Origin of the sequence: Streptomyces sp. NBC_01261 (assembly GCF_036226385.1) — a bacterium.
GTDB lineage: Bacteria > Actinomycetota > Actinomycetes > Streptomycetales > Streptomycetaceae > Streptomyces.
Genome location: NZ_CP108463.1, coordinates 570,265 through 591,145 on the forward strand (window position 1 = coordinate 570,265; position 20,881 = coordinate 591,145).

20 protein-coding genes and 1 pseudogene are annotated in these 20,881 nt (G+C 70.4%); 10 read left to right on the forward strand and 11 right to left on the reverse strand.

Annotation, left to right across the window (positions count from 1 at the left end; genetic code table 11):
* Position 1: 1 nt before the first annotated feature.
* Positions 2-1,504: an AMP-binding protein gene (locus tag OG226_RS02350; protein WP_329347610.1), complete on the reverse strand. Its 1,503-nt coding sequence runs from the start codon at positions 1,502-1,504 to the stop codon at positions 2-4.
* 346 nt (positions 1,505-1,850) lie between these two features.
* Between OG226_RS02350 and OG226_RS02355 the strand changes: the two genes are divergently transcribed.
* The 3 genes from OG226_RS02355 (at position 1,851) to OG226_RS02365 (ending at position 3,952) form a co-directional block, all read left to right on the forward strand.
* Positions 1,851-2,498, forward strand: a complete 648-nt coding sequence (locus OG226_RS02355; RefSeq protein ID WP_329347611.1) for a hypothetical protein — start codon at positions 1,851-1,853, stop codon at positions 2,496-2,498.
* The gene (locus tag OG226_RS02360) at positions 2,495-3,484 is read left to right on the forward strand and encodes a phosphotransferase (RefSeq protein WP_329347613.1); all 990 of its coding nucleotides are present in this window, start codon (positions 2,495-2,497) and stop codon (positions 3,482-3,484) included. Before OG226_RS02355 ends, OG226_RS02360 begins: the two co-directional genes overlap by 4 nt.
* Positions 3,485-3,562: 78 nt before the next feature.
* Positions 3,563-3,952, forward strand: coding sequence for an acyl carrier protein (locus tag OG226_RS02365; protein ID WP_329347615.1), 390 nt, complete (start codon positions 3,563-3,565; stop codon positions 3,950-3,952).
* Between the two features lie 15 nt (positions 3,953-3,967).
* Here OG226_RS02365 and OG226_RS02370 read toward each other — a convergent pair whose 3' ends face one another.
* Positions 3,968-4,765, reverse strand: coding sequence for an alpha/beta fold hydrolase (locus OG226_RS02370; protein WP_329347616.1), 798 nt, complete (start codon positions 4,763-4,765; stop codon positions 3,968-3,970).
* Between the two features lie 172 nt (positions 4,766-4,937).
* On the opposite strand from OG226_RS02370, the gene OG226_RS02375 reads away from it, so the two are divergent.
* On the forward strand, positions 4,938-5,393 hold the full coding sequence (locus tag OG226_RS02375) for a helix-turn-helix transcriptional regulator (RefSeq protein ID WP_329347618.1): 456 nt from the start codon (positions 4,938-4,940) through the stop codon (positions 5,391-5,393).
* Between the two features lie 63 nt (positions 5,394-5,456).
* Positions 5,457-5,639: a hypothetical protein gene (locus OG226_RS02380; protein ID WP_329347620.1), complete on the forward strand. Its 183-nt coding sequence runs from the start codon at positions 5,457-5,459 to the stop codon at positions 5,637-5,639.
* Positions 5,640-5,811: 172 nt separating this feature from the next.
* On the opposite strand, the pseudogene OG226_RS02385 reads toward OG226_RS02380, so the two are convergent.
* The 4 genes and pseudogenes from OG226_RS02385 to OG226_RS02400 all read right to left on the reverse strand — a co-directional run bounded on the left by OG226_RS02385 (position 5,812) and on the right by OG226_RS02400 (position 9,387).
* Positions 5,812-6,355, reverse strand: a pseudogene (locus OG226_RS02385) (LutC/YkgG family protein).
* A 103-nt stretch (positions 6,356-6,458) separates the two neighbouring features.
* On the reverse strand, positions 6,459-7,244 hold the full coding sequence (locus tag OG226_RS02390; RefSeq protein WP_329347622.1) for a transglutaminase domain-containing protein: 786 nt from the start codon (positions 7,242-7,244) through the stop codon (positions 6,459-6,461).
* 123 nt (positions 7,245-7,367) lie between these two features.
* Positions 7,368-7,994 (reverse strand): phosphatase PAP2 family protein, encoded by a 627-nt coding sequence (locus OG226_RS02395; RefSeq protein WP_329347623.1) that lies wholly within the window; start codon positions 7,992-7,994, stop codon positions 7,368-7,370.
* Entirely contained in the window at positions 7,987-9,387 is a 1,401-nt protein-coding gene (locus tag OG226_RS02400) for a diacylglycerol/lipid kinase family protein (protein WP_329353298.1), read from the reverse strand. The genes OG226_RS02395 and OG226_RS02400 overlap by 8 nt, the downstream gene beginning before the upstream one ends.
* 390 nt (positions 9,388-9,777) lie before the next feature.
* Between OG226_RS02400 and OG226_RS02405 the strand changes: the two genes are divergently transcribed.
* The 4 genes from OG226_RS02405 (at position 9,778) to OG226_RS02420 (ending at position 13,219) form a co-directional block, all read left to right on the forward strand.
* Positions 9,778-10,227, forward strand: a complete 450-nt coding sequence (locus OG226_RS02405; protein WP_329347624.1) for a hypothetical protein — start codon at positions 9,778-9,780, stop codon at positions 10,225-10,227.
* A 255-nt stretch (positions 10,228-10,482) separates the two neighbouring features.
* The gene (locus OG226_RS02410) at positions 10,483-11,043 is read left to right on the forward strand and encodes a DUF6221 family protein (protein ID WP_329347625.1); all 561 of its coding nucleotides are present in this window, start codon (positions 10,483-10,485) and stop codon (positions 11,041-11,043) included.
* A gap of 172 nt (positions 11,044-11,215) precedes the next feature.
* Entirely contained in the window at positions 11,216-11,356 is a 141-nt protein-coding gene (locus tag OG226_RS02415) for a hypothetical protein (protein ID WP_329347627.1), read from the forward strand.
* A gap of 342 nt (positions 11,357-11,698) precedes the next feature.
* Positions 11,699-13,219: a hypothetical protein gene (locus tag OG226_RS02420; RefSeq protein WP_329347629.1), complete on the forward strand. Its 1,521-nt coding sequence runs from the start codon at positions 11,699-11,701 to the stop codon at positions 13,217-13,219.
* 210 nt (positions 13,220-13,429) lie between these two features.
* Here OG226_RS02420 and OG226_RS02425 read toward each other — a convergent pair whose 3' ends face one another.
* The 3 genes from OG226_RS02425 to OG226_RS02435 form a co-directional block, all read right to left on the reverse strand.
* On the reverse strand, positions 13,430-15,100 hold the full coding sequence (locus tag OG226_RS02425; protein WP_329347630.1) for a discoidin domain-containing protein: 1,671 nt from the start codon (positions 15,098-15,100) through the stop codon (positions 13,430-13,432).
* 432 nt (positions 15,101-15,532) lie between these two features.
* Positions 15,533-15,691, reverse strand: a complete 159-nt coding sequence (locus tag OG226_RS02430) for a hypothetical protein (RefSeq protein WP_329347632.1) — start codon at positions 15,689-15,691, stop codon at positions 15,533-15,535.
* A gap of 465 nt (positions 15,692-16,156) precedes the next feature.
* Positions 16,157-17,473: an MFS transporter gene (locus OG226_RS02435; protein WP_329347634.1), complete on the reverse strand. Its 1,317-nt coding sequence runs from the start codon at positions 17,471-17,473 to the stop codon at positions 16,157-16,159.
* Between the two features lie 89 nt (positions 17,474-17,562).
* Here OG226_RS02435 and OG226_RS02440 point away from each other — a divergent pair, with 89 nt between their 5' ends.
* Complete coding sequence (locus OG226_RS02440; RefSeq protein ID WP_329347635.1) at positions 17,563-18,546, forward strand: ArsR/SmtB family transcription factor; 984 nt, start codon at positions 17,563-17,565, stop codon at positions 18,544-18,546.
* Positions 18,547-19,064: 518 nt separating this feature from the next.
* Here the strand turns inward: OG226_RS02440 and OG226_RS02445 are convergent.
* Complete coding sequence (locus tag OG226_RS02445) at positions 19,065-19,847, reverse strand: enoyl-CoA hydratase/isomerase family protein (RefSeq protein ID WP_329347637.1); 783 nt, start codon at positions 19,845-19,847, stop codon at positions 19,065-19,067.
* Positions 19,844-20,767 (reverse strand): NAD(P)-dependent oxidoreductase, encoded by a 924-nt coding sequence (locus OG226_RS02450; RefSeq protein ID WP_329353299.1) that lies wholly within the window; start codon positions 20,765-20,767, stop codon positions 19,844-19,846. Before OG226_RS02450 ends, OG226_RS02445 begins: the two co-directional genes overlap by 4 nt.
* Between the last annotated feature and the right edge of the window lie 114 nt (positions 20,768-20,881).

A 20,881-nucleotide genomic window follows, 5' to 3' on the forward strand; every position in this document is an offset into this window, starting at 1 on the left:
CTTACGTGAGGCTGGTGGGAACGGGGCCGGCATCGGGCGGGGGCGGGTCTGCGCCGCGGAGAGCCACTGGGCGAGCCGGCGGGATGTCGAATGGTCGAGGACGGTCGTGGCCCGCAGTCCGACGGTCCCGGGGAAGTCGGCGCGGAGTCCGGTGACCAGGCGCGTCGCGGGGATCGACCGGGCCCGGACAGGCCGGCAGGGCGCCGCGGGTCCGGGTGTCCACCGGGACGACGGCCTGAGCGACCGCGGAGGCGGCGGCCGGAAGCCGTTCCACCGAGGCCGGTTCGAGCCCGTGGCCGCGGATCCTGATCCGGTCGTCCGCCCAGCCGTGGAACTCCACGTTGCCGTCGGGCAGGATCCGCCCGAGGTCGCCGATGGCGTACAGCCGTCCGCCGCCGGGCTCCGGGCCGGTGACGAACCGCCGCACGGTCCGCTCCGGGTCGCCGAGGTGGCCGGGGGTCGGTGAGGGTCCGCCGATGTGGATCTCTCCGACGGTGCCGGGCGGCACCGGCCGCCGGCCGGAGTCGCGCACGCTGACCTCGGCGTTGGCGAACGGGGTGCCGATCGGCACCTCGGGGGCGTCGTCCGGCAGCCGCCCCTCGTCCAGGATGGAGATGACCGTGCAGTCGGTCACCCCGTAGACGTGCACGAGCCGGGCGCGCTCCCAGCGCCGCCGGCCGTCGGCGTCCGGGCGTTCGCCGCCGACCAGCACCCGGCGCGGCGCGGCGGGGGTGACCCCGCCCCGGCCGTCCAGCCAGTGCGCGTACTCGTGCCAGTACTGGGTGGACAGCTCCTCGGTGGTCACACCGAGGGCGCCGGGCAGGTCCTCCGGGGCCGGTACGCCGGTACGGGGGCGGCAGACGACGGTCCCGCCGCGGGTGAGGACGCGTAACAGCTCCTCCACGACCATGTCCAAGCCGAGGACGGCCAGTTGGAGCCACCGGTCCTCGGGGCCAAGGCCGGGCCGGGCGGCGGCCGGCGCGAAGCCGTGCGGCGCGTCCCGCCCCATACCGACGGCCTTGGGCTCATCGGTGGCCCCGGAGGTGAACATGGCGTACGGGGGCCGATCAGACGCGGCACCACCGTCACGGGCGGCGGAAGCCGGGCCGACATCGGCACCGTCATGAGCCGCGGAGACCGGCTCGGCGGTCACCGGTACCGACTCGTCCGGTTGGGGGCCCAGGTCGGTCCAGGGCGGGGTGCCGGTCCCACGGAGCGCGGAGCCGCGTCCGACGAGGAGGGCCGCGTCAGCCTCGCTGGACAGGTAGCGGTCGGCGATGACCTGGCGCAGCTCGGGCAAGCTCTGCGAGGTGCTGTCGTCGACGACGATGCCGTCAAGGCCGGTCGCCCGGAGACCGGTCAGCCGGCGCGGTTCGGCATAGGTGTGTGCTCCGCTGAAGTTGCTGTTCCGCTCGGCTCGGACGAGCCTGCACCGGTACCACCCCTCAAGTACCGGAGGTTCCGCATGGCGTGACGTATTGAATTCAATTCGAGTCTGCGACACGAAGAGAACCTCATCAAATAAGGGCTCGTAAAATTCGGTGAACGGCGAGTCCGGGCGCCCGCAATTTGCCCCGACTCGTCGGGAAGAAAATCGGTGCCGACTGCCCCTATTACACCAACAGGTGCATGATGGTTACAAGTAACGTATGTACGTGACAGGGCCCGCCCGACCACCGGCACTCCACCGTCAGAACACTCGCTTCGCAGGCAGAGACGGTTTCCCGGACCGTCCGGCCGGGCGTCCGGCACCGTCGGAGGGCCGACCGGCCGCCCAGAGGTGACCACTTTCGCAGCCCTCGCACCGACCCACTAGTGACCTGCCGAGTTCCCATGGCACTATTGCCGTCATGCGCCCAAAAATTCCGGCCGAAAGCATTCTATGGCTGGGCGATTTCCGTCAGATCCTTTTCACGGACAGCATCAGTCAATTCGGCACGCAGATCCTGACGCCGGCCCTGCCACTGGTGACGGTCGTCAGTCCGAACGACTCCTCGCTGGAGGTGGGGGCTCTGCCGGCCGCCGAATCGCCGCCCTGTCTGTCGGCGAGCGTCCCGGCCGGTGTGCGGGCGGACCTGATGCACAGGCGCCCGCTGCCGGCCACGGACGTCGCCCGTGTCGCACCGCTGCTGTGGGTCCCGGTCGCCAACTCGGCGGGCACGGTCGTCTCCAACATCCTCGTCGTCACCTTCCGCCGGTCCATCACCACGGACCGACTGCTGGTGTGGAGCACCCTGCCGCTGGGCGGGGTCCTCAGCGCGGTCCTCGGTCAACTCCTGGGCGCCCGCACCACCTTGTGGGTCGCGGGCCTCGCTGCGGCCCTGTCGTTCCTGTGGATCCACTGCTCGCCGCCGCGCACCCCGCGCGACACCTCCGAGGACTACGTCCTGGGCGGCTCCCTGACCGGCACCGCGCGGCAGGAGGCGGCCGGCGCCGGCAAGAGCGCGTCCGTCTCGGGCGCCCGTCCTGCGGGCGGCGACCGGACGGACTCCGCGTGACGGCCGCCGACGCGCGCGAAATCCTCGCCGCCGCCCTGGAGTCGGCCTCCTCCCGCGGACTGTCGCTGCGCCCGGGGACAGCGGTCCTCAACGACGCGGGCTGGGACTTCCGGGTGGTCGAGGTCGAGGACACCAAGGGCGCCGACTGGATCCTGCGGCTGCCCCGCCGCAGCCGCAGCGCCGACCGGATTGCCGTGGAGGCGGCCGTCCTCGCGGCGGTCAGGCCCGCGCTGCCGGTGGCCGTCCCCTGCTGGGAGCACGCCGACCGCGCGTTCATCGCGTACCGCAGGCTCGGCGGCACCCCCGCCGGATTCGAGGACCCGGTCGGCCTGCGCTACGAGTGGCACCCCGCGGCGAGCGGCGGTCGGCCCGGCACCGGGTACGTGGCCTCGCTCGCGGCGACCCTCGCCGCCCTGCACCGGGTACCGGTGGAGGAAGCCGTGGACGCGGGCGTCCCGCCGCGCGAACCGGGCCTGGTACGGGAGGATCTGGCCCGGACACTCACGGAGGCCCGGGTGACGGTCCCGCTGCCCGAGCGCTGGTACGCGCACTGGCGGGCCTGGCTGGACGACGACCGGCACTGGGCCCACCAGACCCGGCTCACGCACGGCGACATGCACCCGGGGCACACCCTCGTCGCCGCCGACTCGGAGGCAGTGACCGGGATTCTGGACTGGACGAACGCCGCCTTCGACGATCCGGCGGCGGACTTCGTCGACCAGTACCTGGCGGGCGGCCACCCGTTGCTCGACCGGCTGCTGTCGGCGTACCGGCGCGGCGGCGGCACTGTCGAGCCGGGCCTGCGCGAACGCGTCCTGCTGCGGGCATCGTTCCGCTGGGCCCACGTGGGGCTGCTGGGCGTACGGACGGGCCGTCCGGCGTTCACCACCGTGGCCCGGGACCGGCTCGCCGCGCCGCCCCCCGGAGTCCGACGCCCCGTCGGGCCCGGCGATACGACTCCCCCCGACATCCCCGCCCTCCCCTGACCGCCTCGCCCTCCGCCACCGACGACACCCCTCCGATCCGTTCACCGGTTCCACCAGATCGAGAAGGAGAACGAAGCGATGACTCCGACGGACGATGTGCACGCCCAGGCCCTGAAACTGGCCCGCACCTACCTTGGCCGGGACGACCTGAACGGCGGCTGGTTCGAACTGGGCGGCTCCTCGCTGGACGCGGCACGCCTGGTCAGCTCCCTGGACCACGACCACGGCTGGAAGATCGCTCTCCAAGACCTGCTCACCGCCCCGTCGGTCGCCGATCTGCTCACCGCCTCGACCGCCACCCCCGGGGCTCCCGTCGCGGCGGACACCCCGTCGCCGGTCACCGCACCGGCCGCAGGCGGCGCGGACGTACTGTGGCCGGCGCTGGCGCGGCTGCCCGCGGGCGAGCGACTGGCCCTCGCCCACCGGCTGCTGGGGTACGTGCTGAGCGAGTCCGGCGAACAGCCCTGACCGCCGGGAACCCGGTCAGTGCGTGCCGGTGAGGAACTCCAGCAGCGCGCTGTTCACCTCCGCGGGCCGCTCCAGGTACCCGTAGTGCCCGCAGTCCGCGAGCTCGGCGTAGCGCCCGAGGGGCAGGGCCGCGGCGATCTCGCGGCACAGCCACGGGGGCACGATCAGGTCGTGCTCGAAGCCGAGCACGAGGACCGGAACGGCCACTCGGCCGAGCGCGTCGAGCCGGTCCGCCGGCTCACTTCCGGCCGGGACCGGTACCGGGGCCGTCCCGGCCCGTTCGGCCGCCTCGAACAGGTCGAGCCAGTCCAGCAGTTCGTCCTCGCGCCGCCAGGTGGCGGGCGAAAGATTGAGCACGGCGCGCTGCCAGGCCGCGTAGCCCGGCGGCAGCAACACCCCGGCGGCCGCCAGCTCCCGTTCGGCGTCGGCCATCGCCCTGCCGGACAGGTCGCGGCGACCGCGCGTGGCCATCAGCACCGCCTCGGTCACCAGGTCGGGCCGGGCGAGCATGAGCTCCTGCACGACCTCGCCCCCGGACGAGACACCGACGGCCCGGAGTTCGGGGAGGTCCAACTCCGCGAGGACGTAGGACAGTTCGTCGGCGACCGTGCGCGGATCCGACGGCGCCGACGGATCCTGGAGCGATCTACGGTCGAAGGTGAGTACCCGGAAACCGGCCGCGCTCAGCGCGGGCACCTGATGCAGGTCCCAGACCCGCCCGGAGGCCCCGCCGCCCGCCACCAGCAGCACGGGGTCCCCCTCGCCCTCGTCCCGTACGTCGAACTCGGCACTCGCCACCCGCACTGTGCGCACGCGCCCTCCTCGCAGTCGGTCCCGGCGCGGGCGACCGGAGCGCGCCGGCCGCCGCACAACCGCCACACTAGGGCGGTGCAGGTCAGCGGCCAGGGGGCGAGGTCCAGCAAGGTCGCCACTTCGCACCGTTGTCCAGGTTTGACCCCTCCTCCTCTTCTTGCACGACAGCTTGATGAGCAGGCATCCACCCCACAGGACCCCGCTCCCGGGCCAGGATGTAGTCCCGGAGGGCCTAGCCCGGCGGGTACGGCTCTCCGGGCATAGCTCGGGATCCCCCTCCCGACCCGCCCACGCCGCACCGCTCACCACCGATGCGCGATCCGGCGATCGCGGAGACGGCTACCCGCCTCACGACCAGGAGAGCTGCAAGCGAATGGACCACGCTGCAACCGCCCCGGCCGCCCTACTGAGCCGACGGGAACGACAGGTACTGACGCACATGGCGCACGGGTTGACGTACGACGAGATAGCCCAGCACATGACACTCAGCCGCCACACCGTGGACACCTACATCCGCCGCATCCGGGCGAAGACCGGCGCGCGCAACCGCATGCAGTTGCTGATGTGCGCCCTGCCCCTGATGGCCGACTCACTCGACACGGCATCCGAACTGGCCCTCCAAGACTGAACAGCGCGCGAAACACGACAAACGAGCATCGAAACAAAAGTACGAAAGTGCAGGAGTTTAGTGATGAAGCGTCTGATCTGTGCCCAGCGCATCCGGTTCTGTGCGGCAGTCACCGCCCTTGTGGCATTCGGATTCGTGGGAGTCTCCCACCACACGGAGCACGTGCGGGAGTCGACCGTCACGACGGCCGACTGTCAGCCCCTGCCGCCGCGGTTGGGCTGTGACGACACGTCCTGGGGCGGCTGAGCCCCCCGAGCCGCACACCCGCCCAGTCATCCACGGACTCCCCGCCGCGGCGCGACCGGTCCTTCGCCGTTTCCGGCCCCAGCCAGGGCCATAGGCGCTGTCCACCCGCCGGTCTCACGGCCGGCACGGACTGAAACTGCAGGTGTCCCCTACCGTCTTCCTCGGCGCACAGTTACGGCTGGTTGTGCACGCGTACGACTTCCAGGGTGCGGGGGCCGTGGACTCCTTCGACACGGTCGAGTTCGATGTCACTGCTGGCGGACGGCCCGGAGATCCGGGTCAACGGGCGTGTCGGGGCGAGGCGTTGGAGGGTTTGGGGTACGGAGGAGACGACTCGGTCGGGTGCGCGGACGACGCAGTCGTGTTGGTCGGGGATGAGGGTGATGCGGCGCCCTTGGTCGGGGCCGGCGTCCAGGACGATGGCGCCGGTCTCGGCGGCGGCGATCGCGCAGGCGGTGACCAGGCTGCCGGTCCGGTCCAGTTCGGGGGGCTCGGTCCGGTCCGTGTGGCGAGCAACCCGGCGATGGCGGAGGCCAGTTCGGTCTCCGTGCAGCGAGGTAGTCGGCCGGGTTCTCCGCGAGCAGTTCCAGCGTCTGCTCGATGCTGCGCTTCCTATGCTCCCTGCGCTCACGCAGACAGTCCCGCCGGACGGCCTGCTCTCGGTATGGGAACGCCTCCACGCCGATCTCGGCATTCGGCTGCCGCCCGACCACCAACCGAGCGCTGGAACCCCACCCAGTGGATCCGGGACACCACCTGGGCACACAGCAGGGCACGGCAGATCTCACGCCCGGTGCGAGGACCCTGCCGAGCGGCGGCTCATGAAGGGTTCGGCAAACAGTCTCGCCGTTCCGCAGAGGGTCTGCCCGTGCTGGGCGAAGAGTGCGTCACGTGAGTCGAAGTGACCGAGATCTGTCCGGACGTAGGCCGAAAGATCGCACGAGGGCCCGGTGGCCGGGCAGACCGTCGTACCGTCCCAGTCGATCGCCGTCCGGGACAGCGCCTCGAAGAGTGTCTCCGGGCCGGTGTTGGTGAAGTGGATTCGTTCAACTCGTCGAGGTCTCCGAAGAGTTCCGAGACCGTCAGCCACGGTGCGGTGGGACGGCCGTTCCGCGGCGGACCCTCTATGTGGAACTCCGGCCACGCGAGCACGACTTGGTGCGGGACCAGCCGATGGATCCGGGGGAAGCGCGGGTGCCAGAAGCTGCCGTCGACCAGCAGGCCGCGCACGCGCGTGGCCACTCCGGTTGCCCGCGCGACCGCTTCCAGCACCGCCAGCCGCTGACTGCACGAGCCCCGTCCGCGGCGCAGCACCTCCGAGACGGGTCGCTCGTCCTGCACCGAGTACACCGGCCGCACGGCCGTGGCGATCCGTCGGTGGGCCTGCCGCAGGGTCGCCGTTCGGCAGGCGTCCGAGGCGTCTTCCGTGTCCGTCGGCAGGTCGAGACGGCGCAGCAGGGACGAGACGTTCGGATGCCGCCAGTCGAGAATCCGCGTCGGAGCCGTGCTGCCCGCCGCTTCTCCCAGGTCGGAGCCACGTGTGCGGACACGGCCTCGCGGCATGAGAAGTGAGCTCGTCATGACGGTGATCCTCTCCCCCAGCATCCTTCCCGGATGGCAAGACCCATCATGGCGGAATTTTTGAACGCGTTCAACTATGAGGTGAGGGGATCCGGGTATCGGGAGATGCCTGCTGTCCGGACGCCCGAGCGCCCGGACAGCGGGCGATCACCGGGCAGAAGAGCCACAGATCGCGCGCACAGCTCTCCCGCCGACCGAGCCGTCCCAGTGGGCGGCCGCCGCCAGAACGGCCGCAGCCGCACCGGTTCCGAGGACGGCGCCGGCGACGACGTCGCCCGGATAGTGCACCCCGGTGTGAACGCGCGAGTAACCCACGGCACAGGCCAGCAGGCCGAGAGGGACCGTGACGGCCGGGAACGCGGGCCCGACCGCCGCGGCGAAGGCGACGGCGGACGCCGTGTGACCGGAGGGGAACGATGCGGACGCCGGCATGGGTACGTGCCGACCGGGGAAGGGCGAGTCCTCGGCACGGTGCGGGCGTGGCCGCCGTACAAGTCGTTTGCCCAGGAGGTTGGCCGTGGTGGAAGCGACGCCGATCGCTGCCACGCCGAGCACCGCCGCGCGGCGGGAGTGGCCGGGGCGCAGGGCGAGGGTGGCGGCGATCAGAAGGGAGATCTTGGAGTGATCAGCCGCCGCGGACAGCCGGCGCAACGCCGAGTCCAGTGCGGGTGTGCTGGTGACCGTCACGGCCTCGTAGAGGGCCTGGTCGAGGCTGGCGAGGTCGCGCAGCAAGCCCTGCGGTACTTGCTGTTGCCGAGTCCGACGGTCAATCATTTTTCTGCTCCTGGTTCTTGTCGCGTGAGGGGGCTGCCCGGTCGTGGCTCCCGCGTGCTTGGGGCGACCGGTCGAAGGCGAGGCGCATGACGCGGTACCAGTCGACGGTCGGTGCGACGTACGGTGCCCCGGGACGCTCCCGTGGCACGCGGACCCGCAGCACGCCGGGCCGTATCGAGCACACGACGGGCGGAGGCAGGACGAGTGCCTCACCGTCCACGGCCACCGGGATCACTTCCTCGTCGGACTCCACGACGACGCTGCGCGTCGTCAGGACCGTCATGCCGCTGGCCCGCTCCCCCAACAGCGCCAGTTCGGCGGCCTGTACGGCTCCCCCGACCCGGACCGCGATCACGCCGAGCTCGCCCGTGTCGAGCCGCTCCCTGCGGCCACCGGTCAGCGGGTCGGCCCGCGCGTAGGGGTTGTTGCTGACCAACACCGCCTGCGGGGCCTCCAACCGCTCTCCGTCGGTCCGGGCACTGAGTACGGCGCCCGCCTCGCCCGCCAGCAGGTCCGGCAACTGGTCGAGCGCGGTGACCGCTTTGGCGTCGCGGTAGTCGGGGCTCTGCACGATGTGCGCGTACGTACCGAACGAGGCGGTGTTGACGAAAGGCCGGCCGGCGATGTCCCCGAGGTCGACGCGGAGTTCCACGCCGTCCGAGAGCGCGTCCAGGCTGCTCACCGGATCATCCCGGTCCAGGCCGAGGTCCATGGCGAAGTGGTTGCGGGTGCCGGCCGTCACGACCATGAACGGCAGACCGTGTTCGGCGGCCACTCCCGCCACCAGGGCCTGGGTGCCGTCGCCGCCGGCCACACCGAGCAGGTCGGCTCCTTCGGCTACGGCCTGCCGGGCCAGTGCCACCGGATCCGGATCCGTGTCGAGGTCGAGCAGGATCACTCGCGCGCCCAGTGCCTCGGCCCGCTCCACCAGTCCGTGCTGCACGACCTTCCCGCCGCCGGACTTCGGATTCATGATCAGCACGGCCCGACGGGGCGGGCGTACGGTGCGGGTGTGCATGCCGTGCGGCCTGCGCAGACGGCGCAGGGCACTCCGCGCGCAGCCGAGCGCGGCCGTCCACGCCGCGAGGGCGACGACCGCGACCACCCACAGGCCGGAGACGGCGTACAGCACCAGGACGCCGACGGGTGCGGTGATCGCCAGCAGTGCACCGAGGAGCCGGGCGAATCCGCGGTGCGCCAGCGCCCACCACAAGCCCGCGCCGGCCAGTCCGAGACCCGCCAGGCCCAGCAGCAGGATGAACCAATGGTTGGTGCCGACCACCACTGCGGCCACTGCCCCCGCGATGCACAGCAGGGCGAGACGGGCCAGGGCTCGCGCCGAGCGGAGACCCTCGTCGGGTCCGTGGCGTTCCGTCTCACGCGTTGTTCTGATCTCGTTCAATGTCGATTCCCCGTCATGAATGAGGCGGACGGCCGCGATCGCGCGGCGGGTTCTTCGTCTGTCCGTCACACCGGCGATTCATGTCGGTGTCCGTGAAACCTACGCGGTGTGCCCCGCCTCGTCCTCGACCGGGCTCGGTCGGCGGCTCGTGCGCAAGCCACGAAGCGGATCGCGGGGGTGTGCCGGTCCGCGCCGGTCGGACTGCCGATGCCCACGACACGGCTCCCGCGCGACGCATCCGGGGCGCGGTCCTCACCATCTCAACGACAAGCCCTTCCAACTACGGCCTCGTGTCCCTCGATACCGCGAGTCCGGCCGGCTCCGTCCACAGTGAGACACCGCCTCGTGGCGGTGTCAGTCCTGCCGTGCACAATGCCGCCCATGAGTGAGCGCTACGAGGTCGTCTTTTCCTGCTACTTGCGCGACGACACCCCCGAATGGGTCATGGCCGCCCTGCGGTGGCACTTGGGCATGGATGCGGAGTTCCCCGAAGGGCTCGATGACGAAGATGAATATCTGTACCCACTGCTCGTCCCCGATGACTACGCCAACCGCCGGATGCCCGGTGGAGACGTCGTGTCCCTCCGTCGCGAGGTGCAGGAGTTCACGAGCTCCGGGAAGCGGTATGAATGGGAGCTCTTCGCGCACAACGGCTGGATCGACGACTCCATGCTTTACCTCCGGAGCCTGTTGGACCTGATAGCCCCACACATCGCGCGACCCGGCTACGGAGGACACTTTCGCCACATATCCGACACCGAGGTGACTGTCTTCGACTTCCACGATGGAACGTACGAGCCCATCAGAATATGGGGAATCGACCCGCGGTAAGAGGACGGCAACGGGGCCGTTCCCCCGCGTGCTCATCCGAGGAAATCAGCGGAGACCTGGTCTTCGTCCGGCGCGCCCACGGCCACCACCATTCACCGCCGTACGCGCGCTCGTTCTGACCTGCCCGGTGAACCCCTACGAACGCCTCCGGACTGCCGCGCGGACAGGCTGCAAAGCGTGTTTGTTCAACACGCGGAGATGGGCGACGGGCATAAAGCAAGTGCCGGCGCACGCGCCATGGTTGAGGATGCCGCCATGACCAACGACCTGGTGGCGTTCCTCAAGGCGCGCCTGGACGAGGACGCCGAGGTGGCCTGGCGCTGTGACATGGCCGGATTCTCTGCGGAGTGGATCGCGTACAGAGCGGCGGTCGACTTCGGCCGAGGTGATCTCACCAGCTTCCACACCGCGATCGCGCAGCACATAGCCCGGCACAACCCTGCCCGCGTGGTGCGCGAAATCGAGGCCAAGCGGCACGTGCTGAACCGGCACACACTCAGCCCGGCCGAAGACGACCCCGAGCGACCTTGGGACGACCGCGACGACTGCCAGTTCGACGGCGACCTCTGGCCGTGCGACGACCTTCTCGATCTCGCCCTGCCCTACCAGGAGCACCCCGACTTTCCCGAGCGCTACAAGTCGAACCGGGTAACCGAGGAACGGAACGACCGCACCACAAGCGCACCAGACAAGGCGGGGAACCACGGTGAAGACAACCGAGCCCGTCGAAGCCGCACATCCGCCGTACGCCCTGGTCAACGCCAAGACCAGCCCCAAATGCCCGCAGCCTCCCAAGCCTGTGGCCTGAAGCTGTGAGCAAGGACCCCGCGTTAACCACATTCCCGGCCTCGCTCCCAGCATTGCCCAGTCGATGGCTCTGACTCACGATGATCGGCGTGCCGTCCATCGCGGATCCTGCCTGCTCTGCGCAGGGACTGTCATTGCCACCGACTGCAAAAGGGCGGCGTCCCGCTTCCACGCCAAGGCGATGAGTACGCAGCGGAACAGGTCACCCCGTATCTACGGCAGCTCTCCAGCGGGGCTGTTGCTCCTCGGAGTGACACGGCTCTTCCAGATCCTCGGCGGCACTGGCGTGGCCGCTGTCGGCGTCTACGCCCTCAGCCGATAGTCCCCAAGGGCCCCACGGCTTTTCGGTTGGCCATCCCTGAACCCTCATGGACCGCTCGGCAGGGGCCACATCGACATGGGGCTACCGTCGGAATTCGGTGACCTGCGGAAACGTGACCTCTGGCCGGTGGGGATCCCGCGCGGGTCCGTGCGGTTCCCGATGACCTTCCGGCCGTCGGCTGTCGCTGGTTCGGGTGTTCTGGAGGTTGCCGGAGTGGAACCCGTCCGTCAGCTGACGGACACTCGGGCGCAACCTTCCGGTGTTCTGGCGTGTCCACGTTGCGTGCTGACGATACGTAGAACATGGCGGACAGCGACTGCCGCCGCCTTCGCGACCGCCGTCATGGCAGTCGCAACCCCGGCCGCCCACGCCGCCGGAACGACGCTCGTCCTGGACACCCAGGAGAACTACTACCTCCCCACCGGGGGCGAGGGCCCGAACCTGGATCTCGGCATCACCGCCTCGGGCGGCGACGCCCATGACGTCTCGGTCGCCATCGACGCGTCCTCCCTCGCCGGGAAGGCGACGATGGTGATCACGGGGGACTGCGTGAGCACCGGCACCCTGAAGGTGAGGTGCGACGTGGGCCCGCTGTCGGGCAAGGAATCGATCGACCCGTTCTTCCTGAAGCCCACCGCCGCCGCCAAGACGGGCGACACCGGTGCCATCACCTACACCGCCACCGCCTCCGACGCGGCCACCGTGGCGGGGAAGACGGACGTCCTGGTGGGCGGGCCGAAGCTCGTCGCCCGGCCCTACCCGGCGCTGAAGGGCATCGCGCCCGGCGCCGACTTCGAGCGCACCCCGGCCTTCACCAACGCCGGCACTGCCCCCGCCGACAAGGGCGTCATGCTGCTGGTGCAGGACTCGGAAGGCATCGCTCTCGCCCGTGACCACTCCAACTGCCACTACTCGGACCGGCCCGACATCGGCGCCTGGTGCCGCTTCGACACCCCGGTCGCGTCCGGCACGGCCTACGAGACGGACGCGCCGCTGCGCTACACCGCCGCCAAGGACGCGATGTACGGCTACAACACCTACGTCGTGTGGCCGGTCGGCGGCACCGCGCCCGACTCCTTCGACCCGTCCGACTTCCCCGACACCGGTACCGGCGCGCAACTCGGCCTGAAGTCCGTAGCCTCCGGCTCCGGATTCACCGGCTCCGGGTACGGCACCTTCGCCACCACCCAGCACGCCGACTACCAGGCGCTCGGTGACACGGTCGAGGGCAAGGTCGGCGAGACGGTGAACATCACCGTGGGCGTGCGGAACAACGGGCCGGGCCGGATGGACTTCCGGTGGATGGACGCCGACAACTCCGGCACGTTCGTGGTGACCCCGCCCGCCGGCACCACCATCACCGGCGCCCCCGGCCCCGGCGAGCAGGGCGACCCCGGACCGCGGTGGAGCTGCACTCCGGGCAAGGTCGGCGCGAAGAGCTACACCTGCGACATCGCCAGCACGGACTTCCGGCCCGGCGCCTCGGTGAGCCAGGAGTTCACGGTGCGGATCGACAAGGTCGTCCCCGACGCGCAGGGCAGCGTGCGGGCCGCGGAGAACCCCGAGTACCCCAACCGTGACGACGACGCGTCGAACGACACCGCGGCGATCGCGGTGAAGGCCACCGGCTCGGGGACGGCCAGCCCGTCGCCCAGCGCCTCCGCGTCCCCGTCGGCCACGGCCACCGCGACCCCGTCCGGCTCCGGCGCGGGAACCAGCGGCGGGACGACAACTGGCGGCGGGCTCGCCGCCACGGGCGCGGACGGCGTCCTGCTACGGGCGGGCACCGCCGTCCTGCTGATGGCGGGCGGCGCGCTGGCGTTCCTGGTGGCACGGAGGTCGCGGATGCAGCGCAGCCGCTGACGCCGGTGCCCTTGGACATCGAAGGTGGTCGCGTGCAGCGCGCCGGGCCGCTGCCGACGCTCCTTCGGTTGCATCGTCGTGACCGCAGGGCCCGGTGACTCACCTCCGCCCCGCGAGAGTTCGACCGAGTACACGTCTGCTCGCGACTCGGACGCGGAACTGGCCCAACGCCGTGGCACGCGTCGACCGCGCGCCACGGCGTCCGAGACGTCAGGTGCCGTAGACCTGGAATTCCCAGAGGGAGTAGCCGTATTGGGTGGAGCGCGCGGTGCCGTTCATCCGCACATACCGCCCGGAACCGGTGACGGCCAGTGTCTGGTTGCCGCCGGTTCCGGCTGTGGTGGTGTAGATGGTCGTCCAGCTCACCCCATCGGCCGAGGTCTGAATCTGGTACGAAGTGCCGTACGCGGCCTCCCAGTTGAGCCCCACCGAGCTGATGGCGTGTGTGGCGCCGAGGTCCACCTGCAGCCACTGGGGATCGCTGAACGCACTCGACCAGCGGGTGCCGGTGTTGCCGTCGACCGCCATCGCAGCGGCGAAGCTGGTGTTCTCCGAGGACGAGGCGGTGGCCGGCCTGCCCTGCGACAGCAGCGTCGTCTCGGGGTTCCCGCCGGTTGTCGAACCGTAGAGTCTGAACTCGTAGAGCGAGGCGCCGTAGGCCGAGTTCCTGCCCGTCGCATAGATCCGCACGTATCTCCCGGACCCCGACAGCGCGGTGTCCTGGAGCAGTTGTGGACTGTTGTTGTTGGAGTAGATCGTGGTCCACGTACTGCCGTTCGCCGACGTCTGTATCTGGTAGGCCGATGCGGCCGCCGCCTCCCAGATCACCGTCGCGTGGGTGAGGTTGTAGGTGGCGCCGAGGTCGACCTGCAGCCACTGCGGGTCGCTGAACGTGCTCGACCAGCGGGTGCTGATGTTGCCGTCGGTGGCGTTGGACGCCGGGAACGAGGCGCTCTCCGCCGACGACGCCGTGGTGGGCTTGCCCTGGGCGATGTTGGTCCCCGTGGTGCCGGCCGGAGCCTTGTTGTAGACCGCGACATAGTCGATGTTCATCGAACCGCCGGACACCGTGGCCGCGGTGGGGCCGCCGCCGTAAGCGGCCGGGAAGGCGCCGCCGATGGCCAGGTCGTAGATGATGTAGAAGCTGTGGTCGACCGCGTTGGACCAGGCGGTGGCGTCGACCTGGTTGGAGCTGAGCGTGTAGTTGAGGGTGCCGTCGAGGTACCAGCGGATCTGCTCGGGAGAGGTCGAGCGGTCGATCTCCACGGCGTACGTGTGGTACCCGGTCTGGCAGCCGGAGCAGGCGCGTTCACCGGAGCCGACGCCGGTGGACTCGTTGCACGGCCCGCCCGGACTGACACCGCAGTGCAGCGTGCCGAAGGTGGAACTCCGGCCGTTGATGTCCTCCATGATGTCGATCTCACCGGAGCCGGGCCACACCGTGCCGACCCGCAGCGGGGAGCCCAGCATCCAGAACGCGGGCCAGTATCCGAGGCCGTTCGCCGTGCTGACGTTCGGCTGCTGGATGGAGGACTGCATCCGTACGACGCCACCGGGCAGCGCGCCGAAGCCGTCCGCCTGCGTCTCGACTCGGCCCGAGGTCCAGCCGGCGACCGGGTCACTGCCCGTGTGCAGAGCCTTCAGCACCAAGTGACCATTGCCGTCCTGGTAGACGTTGGCAGTGCTGTTGGTCATGGTCTCGACCTCGCCGGTCCCGAAGGTCCAGCCCTCACCCGCGTCGTAGCGCCAAGTGCCGGTGTCCAGACCGGTGTTGGCGGCGCCGGAGAAGTCGTCGCTCCAGGTGGTGGTGAAGCCGGCGGGCGCGGCCGGTACGGCGGCGGGGGCGGCGGCGGCCGCGGGTTGCGCCGCGATGGCCGTCACCGGGGACTGTCCGGAGGCCCCCTGTTCGCCGGGCGCACCGGCCAACACGACTGTCGCGAGGGCGGATACGAGCGTGAGCAGACCAACGCCGGTTCGTCGCCTGCCTCTTCGACGCGGAAGTCGGTGCGAGCTCATGTCTCTGATGGACATCCGTGCTCCTTCCCCTCGTGGGGGGCGAGGAGAACCACTTGAACGAGGTTCCGTCCGGTGGTGTCCCTGCGGGGTGGAGGTGAGAGCGCTCTCGGGAGCGTGTTCCTTTGGTCTGGTCCATGTCAAGGGATGCGACGGTGTTCACGGGCAGCTTCTGCCCGAGGCTGCGACCCGGCCTCGGGCGGCACGGGCGACGATGGCGTCAACCTGGCGGACGACGGCCTCCGCGTCGCCTTCAGGTACCAGAAGGCGGATGGCGGTACCGAAGCGATTCGCCAACCCTCACGGCCTGAAGTGCGCGCCGCCGGAGCGGGTCCGGAGTGCGTAGCCGAACTCCAACGCGCGGGTGGGTATGGTGACCACGCAGCCGTCGGCGTACTCGGCCGCCTCGATGTCGGCGCGGATGCGGAACGGCGCCCCGAAGCCGGGCTTGGGGAGCATCGGTCCCGCGGTCGGCGGGGGTGGGCACGCGCAGGAGCTTGGCAAGCCGGGGCATCTTGGTAAAGCGGTCGGTGTGGGTAGGTGCCGGCGACCGCGCCGGAGCGCGAGCGGCACGGCGAGCCGGGCTCGGCTCGGCAGCGCGGGCAGGGGTGGCTCTCGACATCGTCCGCGTCGCTCGCAGAAGCCTCTTGAGGGACCGTCATGGTGCCGGAGACTGTCCCAAACGATTGCCAGGAGTACGCCGAACCCACCTTTGTGTGAGAACGAGTTCCGCGACCCGAACCGCCGGTTCCCGATCACTGGGACGTCATCTTTGATCTTGCTCAGGCAAAGGACCGTTTGTGATAACCGATTCCCCGGGCCGTCTTTCCGGCTGATTCCGATTGGTGGAATGACTGTCTGTCAGAGAGACGTGGCGTGGTGGTGAGGTGCGTGACGGCTCGTGGCCGACCCGATCTGCGACGGTTACTGCGCAGGAGGACCACACGTATGCCGCTCGGTGCCTTTCTCTGATCCCGTTGAGCAGTTCGGGACAGGGACCGGGGAGGTGGGCGGGTGCCAGGTGAGAATCCAGCCGGCGGTAAGTGCCGCCGCGCCGCCTGCCAGGGCGATGGCGCCGCCTGTTCCGATGCCTGCGGCCACCGAGCCGAAGCAGACCGGCCCGACGCCTTGCAGCGTCATGCCGCCGGAGCCGAGCAGACCGAAGGCCTGGCCCTGGCCATCCTGCGGCAGGGCGTCCAGGAACGGCCGTTGCAAGCCGAGACCGTAGGCGAATCCGAAGCCGCAGAGCAGCAACAGACAGGACGAGACGCCTACTCCGGGTTCGGCGGCGAAGCCGAGCAGCGGCAGTCCCATCAGCGCGATCAACGGGACCACCAGTCGCTCCCGGGTGGGTGGTGGTAGGAGTCGGCCCACCAGCAGGTCACCGACAAGCATGCCGACCGGCAGGCAGCCCATCAGTACCGCGTACCAGCCGGGCGCGAAGTGGCGTCCTCCGGCGTAGGCGACGATCAGGCCTTCCGCGCCCGCTACGAACGCGGGCGGTAGCCACAGGGCCAGCATCAGTCGTCGCACCGTGTGTCCGCGCAGCAGCAGGCCGGCACCGCGCAGGCTTGACCGGACGGCCCCGCCGTCGCCCCGAGCGCTGCCGGGTGGGCCGTCGAACTCTCCCGGCTGCGGCCGGGGTAGCCGGATGCGGATAGCGAGCGCGCAGCCGAGGTAGAGGGCGGCGCTGACCGCGAGCGCCCGGCGCGGGCCGAGTGCCGCGACGGCCGCACCTCCCAGCGCCAGACCGAACAATTGCGCGCCGGAGGCAGCGATGTTGTTCAGTGAACGGCCCAGTACATAGGCGTCGCCCTCCAGCGACTGCGCGACCAACCGACTCGACGCGCCGTGAAACACCGGCGTGGCGAGGGCGACCAGCGCCACGACACCGAGGCTTGCCACGATCGGCATCCGCACCAGGGCGAGCAGCAGGGCGGCGGCGCACGTCAAGGCATAGCCGCCGCTGATGAGCGCGCGGGGCGGCAGTCGGTCGGCCAGTGAGCCCAGCAGCAGCGAGCCGAACAGCTGCGGGATGAAGCCGATGCCGAAGGCCAGTGCGCTCAACAGCGCGGAGCCGGTGGCCGAGAAGACCAGAACCGAGAACGTGGTGATCCGCAGCGCATCCGCAGTGATCGCGACGGTGCGGGTCGAGAAGAGCAGCCGGAATCGCGGCTCGGCCAGCACCTCCCGGTAGGTGGCACGGTGGTTGTCCTGCGCGGGTTCGGCGGTTGGGGTCATGACGCCCAGCCTTGCCGTGCGGCCACACCACTCACCAATGATTCGTCGCTCGACGAATCGGAACAGAAGTCCCGCGGTAGCCTCGCGGGGTGCTGCGCTTCGAAGTCTCCGTCGACGACCTGCTGCGCAGCCGCTTCGCGCTGTCGCCCGCGATGGACCTCTGCTTCCTGCTGCGCTCACTAGCCGGCCAGGACCGGCCGCTGCCGCGAGCCTGGGCCACCCGGCTCATGCCGGCCTTTGAACGGCTTCGCCGCGAGACCGAACTGAACGCCGCCCTCGCCCTGCATACCCCGCAATCCGGACCGGACTTCGTCGCCCCGCCCCCGCGCGGCCTCAACCAGACCTGGGCAGACGACCTGGCGATGATCCGGGCCACACCGCTGGAAGCGGTCCGCCACGAAATCGCCACCAACGGGACCGGCCCGTCCGCCCGTGATCCCCGCGTACGCGCAGTGCTGGACTCGACGGACGCCGCCTCCAGGATCGCCGAGGCGATGGACCAGGCGTGGCACGAACTGCTCGCCCCGGACTGGCCGCAACTGCGCGCGATCTGTGAGCGCGATGTCGTGCACCGGGTGGGTGTGATCGGCGAACACGGGTGGGCCACGACCATCGAGAGCCTGCACCCGAGCATCGCCTGGCAAGCCGGCGGTATCGAGATCGGCCACTTCCTCCAAGTCGGCACAGTCCGCCTCGCCGGCGACGGGCTGCTGCTGATCCCCTCGGTCTTCGTCGCGAATATCGCCGCCCACCTGGAAGACCCCTGGCCCAGGACCTTGGTCTATCGTGCCCGCGGCACCTCCGCCCTGTGGGGCGAACAGGAGACCGTCCCCCGACCGGACGCCCTGACCGCTCTGATCGGCCGGGCCCGAGCCCGGCTGCTGTTGGCGCTGGACGCCCCGGCAAGTACCAGCCACCTCGCCCGAAGCCTTGCCATGGCACCCGGCGCGGTAGGAGACCACCTCGCCATCCTGCGAGGCGCGGGGTTGCTCGTCCGCGCCCGGTCCGGACGGTCGGTGCTCTACCGGCGCACTCCGCTCGGCGAGGCACTGGTCGACCACGCAGTCCGCTGAGGATGCGCACTCGACGCGAGAATCCGGGTCTGCGCGCGCAATGAATCACGCGACCCGCGCTGCTGCCCATGCCGATCCTGCTCTGCACCGCGCGGGGGTGTGACCGAGGTACGCGCGAAAGGGGCAACGAGGTGATCTTGAAGCCCTGAGCGCTCGGCCCCCGTATTTCAGAGGGATACTCGCGCTGCTCTGCCGGGGGCAGAACAGCGGGCATGACCCACGCAGATATGCCGGCACCAGGCTTGCTCGGCGTCGGGCACTCACAGTCCCCTCCCTTCACGTCCTCATAGCGCGTTTCCCCCGACGTGATCGGAGCGCCAGTGCGTGTTGACGACCGGATCGACGCGCCCGGCATGGGCACGGGCCCACGCGGCGGCCGTGCAGCAGGAGCAGGTTGGCGTCAGGGTACGGTCTGCGCCGCCAGGTCACCCAGGTCGGGAGCCGCTCGCCGTGATCGTCATCCATCGGCAACCTCCCTGTATGGCGCGGGAGTTGGCGCGCATGTCACCGGACGAGGCTCACCATTCGGCGGGGCGCCCCTTGAGTTCCTGCCAGTAGCGCCGGTGTGCGTGCCGGGCCCGGTCGCTCGTCATCCCGGCGGGGAGTTCGGTGTCGAGCGGGTCGGCGAGTTCGGCGATGTCGCGCAGGGTGGCGGCCTGGCAGGCCCGTTTGGTGAACGCGTACTGCTCGACGCAGTCCTCGGGTGTCCGCTCGGCGACGGCGATGGCACGCTTCAGCAGTTCCTCGGCCGGGGCCAACTCGTGCACCATGCCCAGCGCGTGCGCCTGCTCCGGGGTGAAGATCTCCCCGAGCAGGCAGGTGCGGGCGGCGAGCGGGTCGCCCCAGGCATGGGCGAGCATACGGACGTAGACGGCAAGCATCGGGATGCCGATCGGCACCTCGTTGAGTCCGAACCGTGCCGATCCGTCGGCGACGGCGACGCGGTAGTCGCACACGGCGGCGGTGATCAGCCCTCCGGCGAAGGCGTGGCCGTTGACCGCGGCGACGGTCGGCCGGGGGTAGGTGAACAGGCGCATGTTCGTGGCCCGGTACTCCTGGAACCAGTCGGCGACGGCCGCCGGGTCGCCGGCGAAGAGCGGGAAGTGCTCGCCGAGATCGAGACCGGCCGAGAACCGGGCGCCGGTGCCGGTCAGGACGACGGGAGACGCGGCGTGCTCGCGTTCGAGCCGGTCGAAGGTCTCGTGCAGGTCGGCGAAGAAGGCGCGGTTCTGGGCGTTGACCGGGTTGGTCGTCATCGTCACGACGGCGACTCGGCCGTGCCGTTCGATCGTCCAGCTCATCCCTGGTCCTCCATGGGGTGCGTGCGGGCATCGCCTGCCGCGGCGCCCGCGGTCCTGGCCTCCAGCGCGTGCAGGACGGCCACCATGTCCTCGCCGCCGTGCCCTCGGGCGACGGTCTCGCCGTACAGGGCATGGCAGACGTCGAGGAGAGGGGAGGCCAGTCCGGCCTCGCGGGCGGCCTCCGCGATCAGCCGGTTGTTCTTCAGCACGTCCGCGGCCGCCGCCTGGACGGTGAAGTCGCGGGTCACCAGCTTGGGCCCCTTCACCCGGGAGACGGAGCTGGCCATCGGTCCCGCGTCCAGGACGTCCCGGAGCAGTCGCTGGTCGAGCCCGTGCCGGTCCGCGAAGTGGAACGCCTCGGCCAGTCCGGTGACGAGCGTGATCAGGAACAGGTTGACCGAGAACTTCATCAGCAGGGCGCCCGGAACCTCGCCGCAGCCGAACGTCTCCTGGCAGACGGGGGCGAGCAGTGGCCGTACGGCTGCCACGGCGTCGGTGTCTCCGGCCAGCATGCCCACCAACTTGCCCTGTTCGGCGGGGACTCGGGAACCGGAGACGGGGGCCTCGACGTATCTCCCGCCCACGGCCCGGATGTCGTCCTGGAGGCCGGCCGAGTAGTCGGCCGAGGTCGTGCCCATGTGCACGACGGTGTGTCCGGCGACGCGGGCGGCGAAGTCCGCGGTGCCGCGGCCGAGCACCGCGTCCATGGCCGTGTCGTCGGCCAGCATGAGGAACACGATGTCGTCGGCCCGCTCGAACACCTCGACGCTGCTCGCCGCGACCGCGGCCCCGGCGGCACGCAGGGGTTCGGATCGGCCGGGCGTGCGGTTCCACACCACGAGGGGTGTTCCCGCGCGGGCGAGGTTGAGCGCCATGGGCTGCCCCATGACCCCGAGGCCGACGAAACCCACGTTCTCCACGACACACACCACCGTTCCCGTCCCCAGCGAAGCCGGAACGTCTCCGTCGTCACCGATCATGACGGCGGTCATAGTAGTCCACTCTATGACGACGGTCATAGAGTGGACTCCGGA

Bases quoted from the DNA above. Each gene is read 5' to 3' on its own strand.
- OG226_RS02355 (WP_329347611.1), top strand. From the start codon at position 1,851: ATGCGCCCAAAAATTCCGGCCGAAAGCATTCTATGGCTGGGCGATTTC.
- OG226_RS02365 (WP_329347615.1), top strand. From the start codon at position 3,563: ATGACTCCGACGGACGATGTGCACGCCCAGGCCCTGAAACTGGCCCGC.
- OG226_RS02375 (WP_329347618.1), top strand. From the start codon at position 4,938: ATGAGCAGGCATCCACCCCACAGGACCCCGCTCCCGGGCCAGGATGTA.
- OG226_RS02380 (WP_329347620.1), top strand. From the start codon at position 5,457: ATGAAGCGTCTGATCTGTGCCCAGCGCATCCGGTTCTGTGCGGCAGTC.
- OG226_RS02390 (WP_329347622.1), bottom strand. From the start codon at position 7,244: ATGCTGGGGGAGAGGATCACCGTCATGACGAGCTCACTTCTCATGCCG.
- OG226_RS02395 (WP_329347623.1), bottom strand. From the start codon at position 7,994: ATGATTGACCGTCGGACTCGGCAACAGCAAGTACCGCAGGGCTTGCTG.
- OG226_RS02405 (WP_329347624.1), top strand. From the start codon at position 9,778: ATGAGTGAGCGCTACGAGGTCGTCTTTTCCTGCTACTTGCGCGACGAC.
- OG226_RS02410 (WP_329347625.1), top strand. From the start codon at position 10,483: ATGACCAACGACCTGGTGGCGTTCCTCAAGGCGCGCCTGGACGAGGAC.
- OG226_RS02415 (WP_329347627.1), top strand. From the start codon at position 11,216: ATGAGTACGCAGCGGAACAGGTCACCCCGTATCTACGGCAGCTCTCCA.
- OG226_RS02420 (WP_329347629.1), top strand. From the start codon at position 11,699: ATGGCAGTCGCAACCCCGGCCGCCCACGCCGCCGGAACGACGCTCGTC.
- OG226_RS02430 (WP_329347632.1), bottom strand. From the start codon at position 15,691: ATGCTCCCCAAGCCCGGCTTCGGGGCGCCGTTCCGCATCCGCGCCGAC.
- OG226_RS02435 (WP_329347634.1), bottom strand. From the start codon at position 17,473: ATGACCCCAACCGCCGAACCCGCGCAGGACAACCACCGTGCCACCTAC.
- OG226_RS02445 (WP_329347637.1), bottom strand. From the start codon at position 19,847: ATGAGCTGGACGATCGAACGGCACGGCCGAGTCGCCGTCGTGACGATG.